The organism is Psychrobacter sp. WY6, assembly GCF_018448495.1.
GTDB lineage: Bacteria > Pseudomonadota > Gammaproteobacteria > Pseudomonadales > Moraxellaceae > Psychrobacter.
In genome coordinates, this window is record NZ_CP049902.1 from 2,612,925 (window position 1) to 2,632,738 (window position 19,814).

General features: G+C 43.6%; 14 protein-coding genes and 5 pseudogenes. 3 read left to right on the forward strand and 16 right to left on the reverse strand.

Features of this window, described 5'->3' with window-relative positions; all coding sequences use genetic code 11:
• Window positions 1-8: 8 nt before the first annotated feature.
• The 9 genes and pseudogenes from G7Y90_RS13005 to G7Y90_RS13050 form a co-directional block, all read right to left on the reverse strand.
• On the reverse strand, window positions 9-644 hold the full coding sequence (locus tag G7Y90_RS13005) for an enoyl-CoA hydratase (protein WP_250163996.1): 636 nt from the start codon (window positions 642-644) through the stop codon (window positions 9-11).
• Window positions 587-790, reverse strand: a complete 204-nt coding sequence (locus G7Y90_RS13010) for a Clp protease/crotonase-like domain-containing protein (RefSeq protein ID WP_250162562.1) — start codon at window positions 788-790, stop codon at window positions 587-589. The genes G7Y90_RS13005 and G7Y90_RS13010 overlap by 58 nt, the downstream gene beginning before the upstream one ends.
• Before the next feature lie 42 nt (window positions 791-832).
• Window positions 833-1,993 carry an acyl-CoA dehydrogenase family protein gene (locus G7Y90_RS13015; RefSeq protein ID WP_250162563.1) on the reverse strand — a complete coding sequence of 387 codons (1,161 nt, stop codon included), beginning with the start codon at window positions 1,991-1,993 and terminating at the stop codon, window positions 833-835.
• Between the two features lie 63 nt (window positions 1,994-2,056).
• Window positions 2,057-3,541, reverse strand: a complete 1,485-nt coding sequence (locus tag G7Y90_RS13020) for a CoA-acylating methylmalonate-semialdehyde dehydrogenase (RefSeq protein ID WP_250162564.1) — start codon at window positions 3,539-3,541, stop codon at window positions 2,057-2,059.
• A gap of 348 nt (window positions 3,542-3,889) precedes the next feature.
• A pseudogene (locus tag G7Y90_RS13025) lies at window positions 3,890-4,221 on the reverse strand (AMP-binding enzyme).
• Window positions 4,222-4,334: 113 nt separating this feature from the next.
• Complete coding sequence (locus G7Y90_RS13035; protein ID WP_349773431.1) at window positions 4,335-5,111, reverse strand: AMP-binding protein; 777 nt, start codon at window positions 5,109-5,111, stop codon at window positions 4,335-4,337.
• Window positions 4,994-5,941, reverse strand: a complete 948-nt coding sequence (locus G7Y90_RS13040) for an AMP-binding protein (protein ID WP_250162567.1) — start codon at window positions 5,939-5,941, stop codon at window positions 4,994-4,996. Before G7Y90_RS13040 ends, G7Y90_RS13035 begins: the two co-directional genes overlap by 118 nt.
• A 208-nt stretch (window positions 5,942-6,149) precedes the next feature.
• A pseudogene (locus G7Y90_RS13045) lies at window positions 6,150-7,824 on the reverse strand (fatty acid--CoA ligase).
• Window positions 7,825-8,088: 264 nt separating this feature from the next.
• A pseudogene (locus G7Y90_RS13050) lies at window positions 8,089-9,223 on the reverse strand (MFS transporter).
• A 477-nt stretch (window positions 9,224-9,700) separates the two neighbouring features.
• Here G7Y90_RS13050 and G7Y90_RS13055 point away from each other — a divergent pair.
• Window positions 9,701-10,690 carry a dienelactone hydrolase family protein gene (locus G7Y90_RS13055; RefSeq protein WP_250162568.1) on the forward strand — a complete coding sequence of 330 codons (990 nt, stop codon included), beginning with the start codon at window positions 9,701-9,703 and terminating at the stop codon, window positions 10,688-10,690.
• 152 nt (window positions 10,691-10,842) lie between these two features.
• Here the strand turns inward: G7Y90_RS13055 and G7Y90_RS13060 are convergent, their stop codons facing one another.
• Window positions 10,843-11,346 carry an ankyrin repeat domain-containing protein gene (locus tag G7Y90_RS13060; protein ID WP_250162569.1) on the reverse strand — a complete coding sequence of 168 codons (504 nt, stop codon included), beginning with the start codon at window positions 11,344-11,346 and terminating at the stop codon, window positions 10,843-10,845.
• 29 nt (window positions 11,347-11,375) lie between these two features.
• A complete protein-coding gene (locus tag G7Y90_RS13065) occupies window positions 11,376-11,615 on the reverse strand; it encodes a hypothetical protein (RefSeq protein WP_250162570.1) in 240 nt (79 codons plus the stop codon).
• A gap of 318 nt (window positions 11,616-11,933) precedes the next feature.
• On the opposite strand from G7Y90_RS13065, the pseudogene G7Y90_RS13070 reads away from it, so the two are divergent.
• Window positions 11,934-12,675, forward strand: a pseudogene (locus G7Y90_RS13070) (hypothetical protein).
• Between the two features lie 94 nt (window positions 12,676-12,769).
• Here G7Y90_RS13070 and G7Y90_RS13075 read toward each other — a convergent pair.
• The 4 genes and pseudogenes from G7Y90_RS13075 to G7Y90_RS13090 all read right to left on the reverse strand — a co-directional run bounded on the left by G7Y90_RS13075 (window position 12,770) and on the right by G7Y90_RS13090 (window position 17,501).
• A complete protein-coding gene (locus G7Y90_RS13075; protein WP_201539716.1) occupies window positions 12,770-13,288 on the reverse strand; it encodes an Rrf2 family transcriptional regulator in 519 nt (172 codons plus the stop codon).
• 205 nt (window positions 13,289-13,493) lie between these two features.
• Window positions 13,494-14,735: an NnrS family protein gene (locus G7Y90_RS13080; protein WP_250162571.1), complete on the reverse strand. Its 1,242-nt coding sequence runs from the start codon at window positions 14,733-14,735 to the stop codon at window positions 13,494-13,496.
• 198 nt (window positions 14,736-14,933) lie between these two features.
• Window positions 14,934-16,337: a DASH family cryptochrome gene (locus tag G7Y90_RS13085; protein ID WP_250162572.1), complete on the reverse strand. Its 1,404-nt coding sequence runs from the start codon at window positions 16,335-16,337 to the stop codon at window positions 14,934-14,936.
• Between the two features lie 70 nt (window positions 16,338-16,407).
• Window positions 16,408-17,501: pseudogene (locus G7Y90_RS13090) on the reverse strand (RNA-guided endonuclease InsQ/TnpB family protein).
• A gap of 262 nt (window positions 17,502-17,763) precedes the next feature.
• On the opposite strand from G7Y90_RS13090, the gene G7Y90_RS13095 reads away from it, so the two are divergent.
• Window positions 17,764-17,994 (forward strand): hypothetical protein, encoded by a 231-nt coding sequence (locus G7Y90_RS13095; protein ID WP_045446342.1) that lies wholly within the window; start codon window positions 17,764-17,766, stop codon window positions 17,992-17,994.
• A 94-nt stretch (window positions 17,995-18,088) separates the two neighbouring features.
• Here G7Y90_RS13095 and G7Y90_RS13100 read toward each other — a convergent pair whose 3' ends face one another.
• Window positions 18,089-19,579, reverse strand: coding sequence for an aldehyde dehydrogenase family protein (locus G7Y90_RS13100; RefSeq protein ID WP_250162573.1), 1,491 nt, complete (start codon window positions 19,577-19,579; stop codon window positions 18,089-18,091).
• Window positions 19,580-19,814: the final 235 nt, after the last annotated feature.

Here is a 19,814-nt window from a genome sequence, read left to right on the forward strand (position 1 = left end):
TATGGCGTTTATTTATTTTTCCAAACGGGCTTACGCTTCTCTAAAAATGCTTGCACACCTTCGCGCTGATCTTTGGTATCAAATAATTTAACAAAGGCTTCACGCTCATGGATAAGGTTTTGTGCAGGCGGTGTGTGTCTTGCTGCTTGAATAAGCGCTTTGGAGTAACTGACGGCAACTGGTGATTGTTTAGCGACTTTTTGCGCTAGTGCTTGTGCTGCTAATAAACCGTCACCTTTTGCAGTGACTTCTTCTACTAAACCAATACGCAAGGCTGTCTCGGCATCGACGCGCTCGCCGCACAATATCATGCGCTTTGCCCAGCCTTCACCTACTAAAGCCGTTAGATTTTGCGTACCACCAGCACACGGCAACAAGCCAACGCCAGTCTCAGGCAATGCCATTTGTGCATGGTCTTCTGCAATACGGATATCACAAGCGAGTGCGCACTCAAGACCACCACCCATCGCATAACCATTGATAACCGCGATACTCACGCCGCGATAGGCTGACAATGCCTCAAATGCTTCACCAAAGGCTATTGCCATGCTGATTGCTTGGCCTTTATCACCATCTGCAAAATTATTTAAATCGGCACCTGCTGAAAAAACTTTTCGCCATCGCCATGAATAATTAGTGCATATACCTCGTCGTTGGCATTGAGGTCAGTGACCAGTTGCTTAAGCGCCTGTAGACTGTCCATCGTCCACGTATGAGCAGGTGGGTTGTTCAATGTTAGCGTTGCAGTATGACCATCAATCGATAGTTTTAAGTTGGCATAATCCGTCATGAAATATCCTTGTTATAAAATCATTTTATTCATATAAATAGGTTAGCGCAGTTGGCTCAATGCATCATCTTGCATAAGCTGACGCGAGACAATCACGCGCATGATCTCATTAGTACCTTCCAAAATCTGATGTACGCGCAAATCTCGCACATGACGCTCAAGCGGATACTCATTGAGATAACCGTAGCCACCATGCAGCTGCAAGGCTTCGTTAGCAACATCAAAACAAAGATCGGTCGATAAACGCTTTGCCATTGCACAATAAGTAGAGGCTTGCGCATCTTTATTGTCGACTTTATTTGCCGCTAAATACAGCATTTGCCGTGCAGTGATGGTTTGAGTCAGCATATCGGCAAGCTTAAACTGTACTGACTGTAAGCTAGCAATCGGGCTACCAAACTGACTGCGCTCTTGCACGTAATTGGTCGCTGTCTCAAGCGCTGCTTGCGCCGTACCGACCGCACAGATACCGATATTAATACGACCACCATCTAAACCCTTCATCGCAATACGAAAGCCTTGACCTTCTTCGCCAATGAGATTCTCTACTGGAACTTTGACATCTTTAAAGCTAATCGTCCGTGTCGGCTGTGCTTTCCAGCCCATTTTATGCTCGTTTTTACCATATTCGATACCTGCACTATCGGCATCAACCACAAACGCTGAAATTCCCTTTGGGCCTGCAGCACCCGTACGCGCCATCACCACCAATACATCAGTTGAACCTGCGCCTGAAATAAAGGTTTTTTCGCCGGTCAGTATATAATGCTCGCCTTGCTTATCGGCTTTGGTACGCAGTGATGCCGCATCAGAACCGGCATTAGGCTCCGTCAAACAATAACTACCCAGCCATTCGCCGCTGACCATATTTGGCAAATATTTTTTGCACAATGCATCACTGCCAAATTCGCCAATCATCCAGCCTGCCATATTATGAATACTCATATAAGCCGCCACAGACGTATCACCCCATGCTAGCTCTTCAAAAACCATCGCAGAATCCAAACGCGGTAGGCCTAAGCCATCATATTCTGGGTTAGTATATAAGCCCAAAAATCCAAGCTCGCCTGATTTTTTAATCACATCAATTGGGAAGTGCGAGGTGCGATCCCATTCAGCGGCATTGGGCTTTAGCTCTTTTTGTGCAAACTGTCTAGCAGTTTGGCGAAAGGCAATTTGGTCATCGGTCAATGAAAAATCCATGGGGTCATCCTTGTGCTGAATAGGGTGTATTAAAGCGTCAATGCAAATATAGGTGATTCAGCGTTAAATTGAAATAGTCGTATTAACACCGCGACTTGCTTCATCATCAAACCAGCGCGCCGTAACCGTCTTGGTTTGGGTATAAAATTGCACCGCCTGCTTACCATAAGGACCCAAATCACCAAGCTTACTAGCGCGTGAGCCTGAAAACGAGAACATTGGTAGTGGCACAGGAATCGGCAAGTTAATCCCGATTTGACCGACTTGGATATCTTGTTGGAATTTATGCGCCGCAGCCCCTGATTGAGTAAAGATAGCCGTACCATTACCATGCGGATTGGCATTGAGTAGCTCAATCGCTTCATCTAAGCTGTTGGCACGCATGATACAAAGGACAGGTCCAAAGATTTCTTCTTTGTAGATTTGCATATCTGCAGTGACGTTATCAAAAATCGTTGGACCAACGAAGTTACCCTTTTCATAACCCTCGACCGTAATACCACGACCATCAAGTATCAAGCTCGCCCCTTCTTCTACCCCTGTACCAATCAAATGCTCAACACGCGCTTTTGCCGCAGGAGAAATCAATGGACCCAAATCTTTATCATGTTTACCGGCTGAGACAATCAAACCCTCTGCTTTAGCTTTGATGTCATCAATCCACTCACCGGCAGCACCGACAAGGACAACCACAGATAACGCCATACAGCGTTGACCAGCAGCACCAAATGCCGCGCCTGCTAGTTGATTCAGAGTTTGCTCTTTATTGGCATCCGGCAAGATAACGCCATGGTTTTTTGCGCCCATCATACACTGTGCGCGTTTACCTGATTGACTGGCACGCTCATAAACGTGTTTGCCGACGTTGGTCGAACCAACGAAAGAAACTGCCTTAATATCTGGATGATCACAAATCGCATCAACGGTAGCTTTGCCGCCATGTACGACGTTTAGCACGCCTTCAGGTACACCCGCTTCAACAGCAAGCTCAACCAAACGCATGGTTACCATCGGATCTTGTTCAGAAGGTTTTAGAATAAAAGTGTTGCCCGTCGCAATCGCCATTGGGAACATCCACAGTGGAATCATCGCTGGGAAGTTAAATGGCGTGATACCCGCACAGACGCCTAATGGCTGCCAAATACTATAAGTATCAACGCCTGATGCAACGTTCTCAACGAAGTCACCAATTTGTAAATTGGCAATACCAGCAGCATGCTCAACCACTTCTAAACCACGGAATACATCACCGCGTGCATCAGCAATAGTCTTGCCCTGCTCTGCGGTCAAGATTTCTGCTAGCTCATCCATGTGGTCGCGAATCAGCGCCTGATACTTTAAAAAGATACGGGCACGTGTGGTAATGGGCGTTTTGCGCCACGTTTGAAACGCTGCTTGAGCAGCAGCGACCGCTTGATTTATTTCATTGTCAGTAGTTTGCGGAACTTTGGCTATGACTTCTTGCGTGGCAGGATCGGTGATACCAATCCATTCACTGGTATTAGAATCAACAAATTGACCATTGATAAGCTGCTTGACGTGGTGCATAAGATATCCTTATCTTGTTTGCGAGACTACCCTTAAGCGGTGTCTTAATATTCAAAAAGAGAGAAAAATGATGAGTTTTATCGATCAAACATAATTTATAAAATGATTTATTTCGTATCGTTATTGACTATACCAATAAACCATTTTTAGGGTCAAGCGCTTTGTCAAAATTTTATCTGAGTTTATGTTCGAAAAAAATTTATATAAGGTATATTTCAGTTGAGCGAACGCGACTAAGTGGTGAAAAATGAGGAGGCACCTTAAATTAAAAACAAAAAAGCCCATGATTGTGCATGAGCTTTTTTCAATATTAACGTCAGATGGCTTTTTTCAATTAATACGCCATCATTAGTAGTCTTTCATGGACTGCTTAATCGCGTCAATCGCTGTTGGATTATCAAGCGTTGACATATCTCCTGTTTCGTTGCCTTCTGCTAAAGCACGAATGGCTCGACGTAAGATTTTGCCAGAGCGCGTTTTTGGTAGTGCTTGCGGGAAATAAATTGCCGCTGGTCTTGCGATACCACCAAGGGATTTGACCACAGCACCGATGACCTGCTGCTCAATACGGAAACGGTTTTCGGTCGTCGCCACTTGCTTATGATCTTTTAACACACAAAAGCAATGGGCAATTCTCCTTTCAATTCATCATGAATACCCACAACCGCACACTCTGCCATCTCTGGATGCGTACTAATCGCTTCTTCAATTTCTTGCGTGCCAATACGGTGACCAGCGACGTTAATCACATCGTCAGTGCGTCCTAAGATATAAAAATAACCCTCCTCATCAGTCACGGCATAGTCTGAGGTTGAGTATTGCTTGCCATCAAACAGACCAAAAAACTGCTAATAAAGCGTTCGTCATTTCGCCATACCGTGGTCAGACAACCGGGCGGCAATGGTGCACGAATCGCGAGCAGTCCTTTTTCACCCGCTTTACATGGCTCTCCAGTTTCCTCATTAATGACTTGTGCATCGTAGCCATACATAGGATAGCCGGGTGAGCCTTGTTTGTGCGGTTTATCATTAAACTTGGGCGTGTTACTTAGAATGGGCCAGCCAGACTCTGTCTGCCAATAATGGTCTAAAATCGGTACGCCTAAATGTTTGGTCAGCCAACTGGCAGTAGACTCATCCAGTGGTTCACCTGCCAAAAAGAAGGATTTTACGCTGGAGACATCATAGCGCGTCATCCATGTCTCATCTTGTTTTTTCAGCATACGAACACCCGTCGGTGCCGTGAATAAGATATTGACCTTGTTTGCTTCAACAATTCGCCACCAAATACCGGGGTTTGGGCGATGCGGTAGACCTTCATACATCACACTCGTCATGCCCGCCAGCAATGGTGCGTAAATGGTGTAAGAATGCCCAACCGCCCAACCGATATCTGATATCGCCCAAAATGTCTCGCCCGCCTTGCCATCGTAGATATAGTCCATCGACGTCGTTAGCGCAACCGCGTGACCACCGGTATCACGTTGCACGCCTTTTGGCGTACCCGTAGTGCCTGAGGTATAAAGTAAATATGATGGCGTATTTGACTCCAGCCAAACTGGCTCGACAATCGCATTGGTTTCACAGCTGATACGGCGCTGAGTTGCATAATCAACATCAATATTTTTGGCTCAAATGGTAAAATACCACGATTGATGACCAATACATGTTCGGGCTTAACCGTTGCTTGCTCGACCCCTTGATTGACAAGATTTTTATAATTAATAACTTTACCACCGCGCAAACCTGCATCCACCGTGATGACCATTTTTGCTTCAGCATCGTCCATACGAATGGCTAAGTTATGCGCCGCAAATCCACCAAATACCACAGAATGTACCGCACCGATACGAGCGCAAGCCAACATGGCATAAGCGGCTTCTAGAATCATCGGCATGTAAATGACAACGCGATCGCCCTTGCCAATACCATGACGCTGTAGCACATCAGCAAAATAATTGACTTCTTTATATAGGTCATTATAGGTCAGGCGACGCTTGGTATAGTCCGTATAAAGCTCAACGTTATTACCCAAGTCTTTAAACGCATCGACGACTGCAGGAAAGGTTTCTATTAACTCTTGGTTAATCTCAGAGGATAACCAGATAAAAGCATCCTGCTCTGCGCGTTCTGCAAGGTGACGATCGACACAGTTATAGCAAAGATTGGTCTCGCCACCGACATACCACTGCGCAAATGGCAGATTGCTGTCATCAAGGATTTGTTCAGGCTCTTTATGCCAATAGATACGCTTTGCTTGCTCTGCCCAAAACTGCTCTTTATTTTCAATAGAAGAGTGATAAATTTCAGCAAAAGTTTGAGTGGTATTAGATGACGCTTGAGAAGTCTGAGCTTGGTCTGACGATTGGTTGGTCACTGAAGTGGCGGTTTGCTCGCTCATAATAGCTGTCCTTAGCATAAATGATGGGTAATACGATGTAATATTGTCATAGTAAAGATTGGCTATCCCTGCCAGCTATCTCTAATAGAACAAAAAACCGATACACTACGTATCGATTTAGTAGGTATCGGTTTAAAATGTAGCAGAGCTAACAATAAAGGTCAACTATTAAGCCAGTTATCTGCTCAATAGTTAAGACACTTTAAACCTACACCTCAGTTTGATCAGCATACATCTCACGCATCACTTTTTTGTCATGCTTACCAACAGAAGTCTTTGGTAGCTCATTGACGAACTTAAACTGACTTGGCACACCATATTTCGGAATAATACCCCGCTCTACGGCTTTCTCAGCAATGGCTTTGATATCATCAACGCTCGTGTCTTGAGCATTAGGTTTTAACACAATCAAGGCCAATGGACGCTCGCCCCATTGCTTATCACGTACCCCAATCACAGATACGTCAGCGACCGCTGGATGTAACGACAAAATCGTCTCAATCTCTAATGACGATATCCACTCGCCGCCTGACTTAATGACGTCTTTTAAGCGATCAGTAATCCTAATATAACCATCAGGACTATATAAGCAATGTCTTGGGTGTGCATATAGCCGTTTTCCCACAGCTCTTTGCCCGCATCGTCATTTTTTAGATAGCTTTGCGTTAGCCAAGGTGCGCGCAATACCAGCTCGCCCGTATTGTCTTGACCGGTACCAACCGACTCATTATTGCTACTCCATATTTGAGCATCCACCATCAGTACGGGCTTACCAGTCATACAACGGCGAGCGATATTTTCATCTTCACTCATTTCAGACTCGTCGAGACTGAATTCTGTCAAGCTAATAAGGGGCGCTGTCTCTGACATACCATAACCAGTATATACTTCGATTCCTTGTGCCATGGCTGTTTTTGCCAAGCCTTCAGTCAATCTTGAACCACCGATGATCATTTTTAAACCATTAAAGCTAGCACCGCGATCTTGCGCTTCTTTGAGCACCATTTGCAAAATCGTTGGGACACAATGAGTAATACTGACTTTTTCATTAATGATCAAGTCCATTAATACATCTGGTGCATAGCGCGTCCCGGATACACTTGCTTCAGACCAGCCATGGTCGCAGTAAATGGAAAGCCCCACGCATGCACGTGGAACATCGGCGTCATCGGCATATAGACATCACCGTAGCTGACGCCTTGCTTGTCGGGCAGCATACCTAATGTCGCCGCTTCGGTAAGAGTATGCAATACTAACTGGCGGTGGCTAAAGAACACGCCTTTTGGATCGCCCGTCGTGCCTGAGGTATAAAACGTTGTGGCAATGGTGTTTTCATCAAAATCTGGGAAGTCAAACTCACTATCGGCAGCTTGTAATAACGCTTCATACTCACCCACTACGCGGTTTTGATTACCACCGAAGACTCCTTCAGATGTCACGCCATCATCATCTAGCCAAATAATGTGCTCAATACTAGAGTTTTCAAACTGATAGCTTTTGACCAATGGCGCAAACTCAGAATTAAGCAGCAGCACTTTCGGCTTAGCATGATTGATGGTATAAAGAATTTTTTCTGGCGATAGGCGGATATTAACGGTTTGCAAAATATACTCTGACATCGGTACCGCAAAATACGACTCCAGATAACGATGGCTGTCCCAATCCATCACCGCCACTATATCACCTGCATCTAGATTTAAACCTGCTAAGACATTGGCCAAGCGATTGATACGATTGAATAAATCTTTATAGGTAAGGCGTTTTTTGTCAGCATAAACGATTTCTTGCTCTAGCGACACCGTTTTGGCACGGTTCAATAGCTGCTTAACTAATAAGGGATAATCGTAAGCAGAAGGGGCGCTGTGGTAAATATTGACATAGATGTGACGTCCTTGTTGGTCATGCGGATAAGTTATTATGCGGGTGAATCATAAATAATTGATGGCACGCAGCCCTAGTTATTTTAGCTTTTATTTATAAAAATTGCGGTTTAACCAGTGGCTATTTAAAAATTGATAGTGGCTAACAGTATTAATAGAATTATTAGGGTGTATTGAACAGGCTATATCGATAGTAAGAAAAAATAGATGCTATGTAAAGCAACCTTACGTAAACATCCTAAGAGGCAATAGCTTGATGAAAATTGCTCAAAAACAGCCATCAAGCCACACGTGATTTGTTTTAATCATGCCAAAACTGGCAACCAGTAATGCCAAAATCTGTACAAATAAGAGCAGCCATACTGTGAGCGACCATGCCCGCGCGCATAAGCCATACCGCATAACCACGCACCCATCGTACCGCCAGCATAATACCCCATGTAATATAAACCAGACGCCAATGAGCGCCCTTTTTTAACATTGACGGCGATATAACTGATGGTAGCAGCTTGGGTGATAAAGACACCTGAGGACATAATAGCAAGACCAATAATAATGCCCCATAACGGCGTCACTAGTGTTAACAGCACCCCAATCATAGAAACGAAAACAGCCACACGTACTGTGCGCGCTGAACCAAAGCGACGTAGCAAGGTCGTCGACAATGGCGTAATAACAACGCCTATCAAAAAACGGCAAAAATATTGGCAAGCGCACCCGTACTCAACTCATATGGCGTCTTAGCAAGATGTAGATTGATAAAGGTAAAACAACCCACGAGTGAGAATAAGACACACGCCCCTAACAGACAAGCCGTCACCACATAACGATTGATTAAATGCTCACCGAGCGTCTGCATCGCGGAACGAAAATTCGGATTGGCCACAAACTGCTGTGACGATGGCAGCATTTTGCCGACCCATAGCGCACCGATAAGGGTCATCGCTGCCATCACATAATAGCCTGCACGCCAGCCGATAAGCTCGTGCAAATGCCCAAGCAAAAATCGCCCCATGAAGCCGCCAAGTACCGAGCCTGAGACATAGAACGACATCAGTTCCGTGACAGCGCGTCCCTCAAACTCTTCACCGATATAAGCAATCGTCACCACGGTAATGCCCGGTACAGATAACCCTTGCATAAACCGCCACATGCCCATCCAACCAATACTCGGACTTTGGGCAATTAAAGCAGTTGGTATCGCTAAAAATAATAACGCGCCAACGATAAAGGATTTACGCCCCACAGCGTCAGACAGCATGCCCAAGAATGGCGACATAATAGCAATCGCCATTACCGTTGCACCGACGATCATGCCAGCTTGCACCTCAGTTGCTGAAAGGTCTACCATTAATACGGGCAAAATGGCCTGAATAGAATACACTTGCAAAAAAGCAAACATCCCAATCAAGCCAATGGTGAGTTTTAAGACCCACGATGTTGCATTATTGATTGGTGTAGATAGAGGTTCTGGCATATTATTTTGGGATTTACTGATGGTATTTTTCACAGGAATACAGGCTATGTTGGACGCGGATGATCTGGCGTGAGTAATAGAAATAGGACGATAATAGCTGAAATAATGACAAAAATAATAATGAAAATAATGGCTGATGCTAGGGATAGGCGTCATGTATGATTTTAGCACACCAAATACCAGACTCTGGTTTCGGTGTGTTATCGGTATTGCTTTATTTATGCTTAGGGTCTGTTGAACACTAAAAACTGCTGATTTATATACTGCGTAGGTGACGATATTTTTGACAGCAAGCAGATTGCTGTCTACTATTTTTTGATCTATTATATATAAATGTGATTCACAAAAACTTATACCCACAAAATATAACCTGCGGCCCAACTCACCTATAGCAGACGCTCTATGATGCCCAAATATCCTTTTTATTCGCAATGGATTGTCGCTATAGCCGCACTGGTTTTTTCTATAAATGCGTCGGCAGTTACGTTAGACGAAGTAGCCGCAACGAAGCTCACAATTAAAGAGCAATCGACCAAAATAGTATCAACCCCGATAGCGTCAGCGGTTGCTATAACATCGCCTGTATCAACACCAGCCGTGCCGTCAAACTGTATCGCCGACAGTATTATTACAGCGGCTAATCTGTCAGATACGCGTGATAAAGGACCTTTTTCGGTGGCTAAGAAAGCTGTTCCTCGTCAGTTAGCCAACGGCTTTGGTGGCGGAACTATTTATTATCCAACCAACGCGGGCGGCTGTGGTCTGTTAGGCGGAATCGCAGTGATACCCGGTTATGTGTCCTACGAATCTTCTATTAAATGGTGGGGGCCGCGTTTGGCATCTTGGGGATTTGTGGTTATTACCATCGATACCAACTCCATTTATGATGACCCAGAGAGCCGTGCGGCACAGTTAAGTGCCGCGCTTTATCATATGCTTCGTGACAATACGGTAGGCGCTCAGATAGATAGTACGCGCTTGGGTGCTATTGGCTGGTCAATGGGCGGCGGCGGCGCACTCCAGCTAGCGACAAAACGTCAGACGGTTCGAGCGATTATTCCGCAAACGCCCTATCATGATAAAGACTATGGCGAAATGAACACGCCTGCTTTATTCATTACTTGCCAGAATGACCGTATTGCCTCAAATAAAAAATACAGCAGTCGTTTTTATGATAAGGCTACAGGCGCAAAAATGAAGATTGAGATAAAGAATGGTAGCCATTTTTGTCCAAGTTATCGTTTTAATGAGATATTACTGAGCAAGCCAGGTATTGCTTGGATGCATCGCTATATTAATGGTGATACCCGATTCGATCAGTTTTTATGTCGTAACGACAACTATGGCAACAATCCTCGTATATCCGCTTACGACTATAAAAACTGCTCATAAACAAAGCATTCATGAGAAAAGCACTTATAAACTAGGTACTGATAAACTAGACACTTATAAACGATCCGCTGGTCAATCTCTGACTTAGGAGCGCTTATCATAGAAAAAGGGCTACCGAAATGGCAGCCTTTTTTATAAAATCATTAACGCTATTATTCACAGCTCGCTTTGCCAGTGCGATGATTCACAGCACCATTGGCGGCTAATAGCTTTTGCATATTAACCAAATCTCGCGAACACGCATATGAATAGGCACCTTGATTATACGAGCCCATTTTTTTGTCTTTGGTCGTTGCTACTAGATTTGGATTAGCACCTTGCGCCAATAAATATTTGACAGTTTCAAGGCGATTATTACTAGCTGCAACCATAATCAAGGTTTCACCATCACTTTCTACCGTCTGATCATTTAAGTCCACAGGCGCTTTTTCATTCAATAACGTATGTACTTTTTTGACAATATTGGTATTTTTCCCCAGTACAGCAGATTTCATGACGTTATACACATCACCGTCATCTTTAGCATAGATATCAGCGCCTTTGCTGACTAAGTAATCGACCACATCTTCATAGCCGATAAAAGCAGCCCAGCCTAACGCCGTTTGGTTAAGGCTACCTGTATCTTTAACTTCTAAGTCTTGACCATTGTTAACCATGTATTTGACCGTGGCTAGATCACCATGTTTTACGGCGTCAAACCAAGTAGCATCTGCACCTGTAGAGGGTTTGTCATAAACACACGCCAAGAAAGTTTGTTTTGATTGGCAAGATCAAAATTCTCAGTAGTGCTGAAACGAAAATCTACTTGTGGGACTGGTGCGGTTTGAGCAGCTTGAATAGTGTCCATTTTAGTGACGCTGTTATCATTGTTTAGGCTTGAGCAACCTGCTAATAACATTGTTGCCATAACCGCTGATGCGCTCATTTTTCCAAAAATCTCATGACTCAACCTTCAAATACAAATTAAATAGTGAGAGATATTATATAGATTCATTAAATAATAATCTATAAATTATAAGCTATGAATGACAATGACCCTCGGTTAATATAGGCTTATATCAGACTTTAACGTTATACACTGAACCTAACAATCAACATCTTTTTTATAACAGACTTTAGGTACATGACTCACCATAATAAGAGGTCATTTATAATAAATTGTCATCTACTGATAAGAAATATTCATTATTAAAATTGCTAAGACATCAAGAAACTCGAATAAAAACACTAAGGAATAATTTCAATGACCGATAAAATTCATGATTTAGGGGCAGGATTTTGGAATATACGCGGATCTTTTCGCATTGGCGGTGTTCTAAACATTGGCACTCAGTGCTCACTTATACAGTTAAACTCAGGAAAGTTTATTTTTGGATAGCTATTCATTGACTGGTGACGTACGCGATGAGGTGATGGCATTAACCAATAATGGTCAAGATGTCGAGGCAGTACTGAACGTCCACCCATTCCATACGGTGCACTGTGCACAAATGGCAAAAGACTTCCCGCAGGCGACCTTTTATGGCAGTAGCCGCCACCATAAAAAGCACCTGAAGTGAAATGGGCAGATGACTTGGTTGAAAGCGATGCGGTGGCCAAGCGTTACCCTGAGCTTAAGTTCTCAATATCACAAGGCATCCACTATATCTCACCCAATGAGATGATTCATGCAGGCTCACTATTAGCCTATCATCCTGCCAGTCAAAGCTTGCACGTCGATGATACCTTTATGAGTCCACCGATGAAGTTATTAGAGGCGATATTACCTGAACTGATACTACACCCAACGACCAAAAAAGCGCTAAAAAATGGGCCCCAGGCAAGCAATATTGCGATTGGGCAAGCAATTTGGCACATGAATGGCGCGATGTGCGTAATTTCTGCGCGCCGCACATTCCTATTTAGTGACATTTAATGACGGTGAGTTTGAAGTGGCGCTATTAAAAGCCATTGATAAAGCCCGTCCAAAATTAGAAAAAGCTTAATTGACCGTATAATCTCACATTCGAAGCATAACAAAGGGAGTGACCAAGATGGTCACTCCCTTTTTTGCAATGACGCCATCAACATCAAAAATCACTAACGAAACAATAAAGACGCTAGCTCATCTTGGTTATTGATAATATCTGCCAAGGTATAGCTCTCAAGGACGTTAATAAATGCCGTCAATGCTTCAAAGAACACACTTTTTAGTTGGCATGCTGGGCTAATGACACAGCCTCTAGCGTTATTTGTCGTTTCATCAATAAGTGTAATAGGCAAACCTGTTGAACCAGTCTGTCGACCATCACTACTCTTATCATTCGCGGGGGTCGCAAAACACTCGACCAAATCGAAATCCGGCTCTATTTGTTTAATTAATATACCCAAATTGATGTCTTTTGGCGCACGAGCCAAACGTATACCACCATTTTTACCACGCACACTTTCTATATAACCAAGCTGACCCAACTGATGAATAATCTTGGTCAAATGACTTTTAGAAATGCCATAACTGTTAGCAATATCACTGATATTTGCAAGTAATGGCGGCTCTGGTCTCACCGCCAAGTAAATCAATGAGCGCAGTGCATAATCGCTATAATTGGTCAATCGCATTTATTTGCGCTCCTATTTTATATAAATCTCTCAAGTATGTATCAGCCTAAACTTTAGCAATGTAACTCTATGAGTTTGAAAATAAGGGTCTCAAAACCTTATAACATTTGCAAAATAATCTACTCAAAAATATCAACAATCAGTCGATAGACTTGGATAAATCCCCTATTCTTTTGGCTATAACATTATAACGGCTCTACAGGCTCTAACCAAACAGACCATCAGGTCTAGAACGTGCCAGCATCGGCAAATAACTGATGCAAAATAGCACGAAGCAAGCAATCCACGCCCCTTGGGCAATCATGATCCATAATAGATAGTGACTCATATCGGCAAGCGGCAACAGCACGCGACTGACAAATGCCAATACCATCAGACCGTACATAATATTCACCGTCTTGGGCGGCTGATGAATGCTACGTCCCGTATGACCAAGCGATACCCGCGTCATCATCGCCACGGTCATCATACCAACGCCTGCAATGGCAAGCCCATGCATCGCAATACTATGAGTATAGCCCAACCATGGTTGCAGCGCATACAGCAGAAAACTCAAACACATGCCCAAAAATGCAACATATAATGACCAAAGCAATGGCTTTTGCCAGATACTGCGATGATACCAGCCTACCAGACGGACGATATTAACCACTGCTACGCCAAGTGCCGTAATAGTCAGCAGATACTTATTAGGATAAAACAAGTCACTGATAAAAAACGCTAAGAAAAACAATAAACTCGCAATATCCTGTACTTTACTATTGCGCAACTTGATGACTTCCGTCGTTCCAACACTCAGACCACGTTCAATAAAGAATGGCACCACGCGGCGACCAATGGTCAGCACCAAACCGATAATCAAATAAAACCCTAGATAAATACCTATTTTAGTCATACTCATATCGGCATTGATAATACCCCAGTAGCAGATTCCATTGCCAACGGTCAATAATGCCAGTTTCGCTAAGATACCCATTTGCTTATACTGCTTGACCTGCAATACCGCTCGACATATCACAAATGCCATCGAAGCGATAAACAATAAGTCAAATACTGCGGCGACATATAACAACGATATACTGCTACCCGCAACCGTCATACCAAGCCCAAAACCTGCCCAGCTCAAACGTGCCAACAGCCAACAGCCAAATATAGCCAGCAGCTTATAACCATGCGGCATCATTACCCCTGTCCACGTCTTCACTGCCGTGAGGAGAAATCCTGCAATGACTGCCAAGGCATAACCATAGACCATCTCATGACCGTGCCAATACAATGGGTTCAGTGCTTGTGCGTCAATATCTGTATGACCAGTAAATACAAAAGACCATAGCAGCATCGTTATCACGGCAAATAGAGCGGCAGCACTAAAAAATATTCGAAAGCTCAAATTCAAAATGGGATGCGGAGAGCTGGGTGGCTTGCTGGGTAAGTTGATCGATTGCATGGCACTCTTCTTAGAAGCATGTGAATAGAGTTTAATATAAAGATTCATTTTAAATGAATGTTATAAGTTATACAATAGTGATAATTTTATAACTCATTATAACGGTTTGCTATTAGCATAAAAAATAACCACTGATAAGACTATTAGCGGTTTAGAAAGTGCTATTTAGCATTTATGGTCTAAAATCCATAAACCGCTTTAACTTATATGACCGCCTTGCCATTTATCAATGAACTCACCATTGGAATCGTATTGCTGGGTTTGCTTGCTAAGATTAAATTGCCGACATCCTCTTGGATCAGCGCCTACGCCCGCTAGATATTGCCAATTCCCCCAATTACTCGCGACATCATAATCGATAAGATGCTGCTCAAAATAGGTTGCACCGTAACGCCAGTCTAAACCCAGCTCATGAATAAAGCAGCTAGCAACGATTTGTCTGCCTCGATTAGACATATACCCTGTTTGCTTTAGCTGATTCATGCAGGCATTGACGATAGGATATGGCGTGCTGCCATTCTGCCATTGCTGCAAACGCTGATCGTCAAAATGAGTAGCTGGTAATTGATGACTAATCCCCTTAAACAAAAACAGATTGCTACCATGTTCAATCGCATACCAATAAAAATACTCGCGCCACAGCAGCTCAAACCATATCCAATACGTTGACTCATTGGCGATAATCTCACGCTCATAATGACGTAAGCGATTCAACAGTATTTTCACAGACAAGCAACCATTTGCCAGCCAAGGCGAGAATTTAGTGGAATGCGTCCAGTCATCCAGTGCATTACGTGTGATTTTATAAGTGCGCGGTGCAGCAGAATCGAAATAGTGAGTTAAATGAAGCATTGCATTTGTTTCACCACCTTTAAAACTAAGCGCTTGCTCATCAGATGGTTGTGTTTTAAAAAAGTATTTACTATGCGCTATCAACGCATCAGGCATTGGCGGTAGCGACTTTGGCGTAGGAGAAACAGCCACCTCGTCGTCAGCATTCAATAAATCATGGCTTACTTCAACCTTTTTGCGAAACTGGGTAAAGCTTTTGGGCAGGTCTTGTGTCGGTAAATCAGCAAATAGCGTATGGGTTGATTGCCTGTGCCATATTATCTGCGGATATTTGCTCTGCAAGGCAGCATAGCCTTTATTTTGATTATGATCTGCCGTGTGGCTGACACAGATATCGGTGACTTGTTGCTGCTCAATGAGCTGGCATAACTGAATAAAGGTGTTTAAGGCAGACTCTACCTTATCTTGTGACAAATGACTCTTTGATGAATAGCTTGGCGACAGATATAGCAATCGATTACCAAGGCGCTGAAGCGATCGATCCAAATCAGCCAAGCTCTCAGACAAGAACTGCTGACGAGCAGCGCCCCTCTCATTAAAGTGGTAAGCTTGACGGCTCTCTTTCATTTCAATGCAATCAGCCAAAAAAGCAGCATAGATGAGCATCAGGTTGCCTTGATTACTTTTAGCCAATGTCGCCGCTTTGACTAACGTTTCATTGTCCTCTATGCGCAAATCGTTATGAAATAAGACCAATACCGCTTTTTTGACTGACTTATTTGATGCGTTGTCTGATTGGTGATTTGACATACTCTCGATTCCCAAGTAGTTAAACGCGCTCACTTGAAGCTGAGTCTAAACTTTGACTTCCTCCCCGCCCTCAAAGGAAGGGGATTCCTACTAAAGACGGCCAAGCCCGACCGCGAGAATGTTTTTTGCTCCATTAACGTCTCTGTTATGGGTCGTTTTACAAGAACGACAAAACCATACTCTTATACCAAGCGCTGATCTACCTTTCGGACTGTCTTGGCGAGAGCCGCAACACGAGCAGGTTTGGGTGGTGTACGCTTCATTCACTTCGATATAGTGGCAACCTGCGTTCGCGCATTTATAATCCAGTTGCCGCTTAATTTCAAACCAACCTGCGTCATAGACGGATTTGGCAAGTTTGCCCTTAGTGAATGATGTTGATTTATTTTACCAACAACAATTAGGCTGTTGGCTTTGACAAGCTTTGATGTGAATTTATGAATAAGGTCTTGACGGGTATTTTTAATCTTGGCGTGAATGGCCTTGACCCGCTTTTTATTCTTAGCTCTTTGAGCAATGGCCAGTTTTTCAGCATATTGATGAGTGACTTTGGTTTGTAGTTTGTCGCCATCACTACTGACTGCTGAATCTTTGCAACCTAAATCGATACCGACTTGACCAGTGCCACACGCTGTTTTTGGAAATTTTTAACCGTCACACAGACGTACCAGTGACCGCGATGGTCCTGTACCAATTCGCAAGTATTGATGGTGTAGAGCGCTAAGTTATAGCTGTCCCATAGGTCAATAGTGAGTTTTTTACCTTTAGCTAAGCTGAATTGCAGGGTGCTTTTTAGACACTTTTTACCACTTTGGCGGGTGCTGATATGCTTAATAGCGGTCTTTTTAAACGGAATCCAACCAAGAGAACTACGTTTGGCTTAGGATTATTGGTGCGCCAGTTGAGTTTGGCTTTTTTAAACTGTTTACGAGCCTTGGCATGGGTTTCGGTCACTGCTTGTAAGGTTTGGCTGTGCAGGTTTAGATATTCACCCGCACCTTTGGTGTAAGTAGCCAAATCATAAGCCGAAAAGAATTGACCAGTACGCTTGAGGTGTTTAAAACTTAGCTCATTGACGTAATTCCAGACAAAGTTAACCGACCCCGCTAAGATATTTAGCTGAGTGGCATGTTTGTCTTTGATGCGTAGTTTGAGCGTTTTCATGGGGTAATTATGATCTCAATGTATTTGGTTATCAAGGTATGTTCAATCTTAGGTGACAACGGTTGACGCCTGATATCCACGCCCTAGAAGGACGTGGTTTTACGGCGCTAGATGATAATATTTTAGAATGTGACACACAGTATAGAGCGTGTTACCCGTTCAACTTAAGTCGCTACCCTCGTTGTTATCTGCGTTATACTAGCCATAAGCATTGACTATCACTGAGCTGACTGCTTAGATGGTTTATAACTAGGAGAATGTCATGACTCAAGAACACGCTTCCCATGAAAAGCGTAAAATCATCGATAAGTTTTTGATGAAACTCACCAAAGAAGAGCCGCAAATGTATTATGCTAGCACCTCTGAGGTCGCTCGTAGCATCCATACTATGATAAAAGAGCACACCAATCGCTTGTCGGTAGAAGATCAAGCGCTCGTTAGACATATGACCGTTGAGGAGATACAAGGCTTGCTAGGCTTTCACCTTAAATAATCACACTTTCAACGTTCCCATAAAAAAAGCCCGCTGATTTGCAGGCTTTTTTATTATTCAAACTTTAATTTAGAGCATTGAAAATATACATCGCTTAAAACGGATACTCGCGTGGCTCATGTTGCATAGATATCCAGTGCGTTCTAGTGAACTCTTCTAGCACCCACTCACCGTTAAAACGACCAATACCTGAGTTTTTCTCGCCACCGAATGGTAAGTTACTTTCATCATTGACTGAAATATCATTAATATGGGTCATGCCCGCTCTGATACCGCGAGCAAAACGCATGCCTTTTGCCATATCTTTTGTAAATACCGCACTCGACAGACCAAACATTGAGTCATTGGCGATCGATAACGCATCATCTTCATCTTTGGCACGGATGATACCGACCAATGGTCCAAATACCTCATTACGTGACAAATCCATCTCGCGCGTCACTTCAGTAAAGATGTGCGGCGGTACCACTTGCCCTTTAATCTCACCACTTAGTATCATTTTTGCGCCTTCTTGCTGCGCGTTGGCGATTTTCTCTTTCAACGATTCGACTTGTTTTTTGTTAATAATCGGACCAACCGCCGTGTCTTGTTTGCTCGGATCGCCGACATTTAACGTTTTAACGTGTGCCAAGAAACGCTCAACAAAGTCATCATAAATCTCGTCTTCAACGATAATACGATTGATAGCAATACAGATTTGACCTTGATGTAAGAACTTCCCAAAGGCGGCTGCTTTGACCGCTTGCTCAATATCAGCGTCTTTTAGTACCACAAATGGACTGTTACCACCCAACTCAAGCGCTACTTGTTTAATGTAGTCGCCGCCATTAGCCAACTCGCCAATGCGCTTGCCGACTGAAGTAGAGCCAGTAAATGAGACAAAGCTTGGGGTTTTGTGTTCAACGATCGCATCTCCTATCTCTTTACCTGAGCCAACCACCACGTTGAGCAAGCCTTTTGGCAAACCTGCTTCTTCGAATACTTTTGCTAGCAGCAAACCACCAGTCACTGGAGTATCACTCGCAGGCTTGAGTACCACAGCGTTACCAAGTGCTAAGGCTGGTGCAATAGAACGTTGGGTCAAATGTAATGGAAAGTTCCACGGACTAATGACAGCGACGACACCGATGGGCTCACGGTAAACAAAGTTTTCTTTGCCAGGGGTGTTAGATGGACGAATCTCGCCATGTACACGACTGGGGAATGTCGCCGCCTCAAGGGTAATGGCGCGGGTAGCAGCAAACTCAACCATGGCTTTAACACGGGTACTGCCCGACTCTTTAATGAGCCAATCGACGATTTCATCTTGGCGCTGATCTAAAATCTCAACCACTTTATATAGTACACCTGCTCGTGTCGCTGGCGTTTGCTGTGCCCACTCTTTTTGTGCCGCACTTGCTGCTTGATAAGCTTCATTAAGCTGTGCTTCTGTCGCCTGCTGAATCTTTACAAGTGTATCGCCATTGTAGGGGTTGGTATTGATATTGACGCTATCATCTTGACCGCTTTGCCATTCCCCTGCAATGTACTGAAGGTGGAAATCATTATAGGCATTGGCTTTTGTATTATCGATATCAGTTGACATAATTTTCTTTATTCTATGGATGTTATGTTGGTTGTCAATAAAACAGTATGACTAGCAAATTGAGGCAGATAAAAATAACTCTTAACACAGTTATTTATATTAAATAGCCTGCGCTCGCGACATTTGATTAAGCACATCAAAACGAAACTTGCTAGACGACTGGTCTAATGCTACCATAGACCTCATACAAATAAGCGTATTTCGTCAGCAAGTATTGTTGAAAAAACGTAACGTG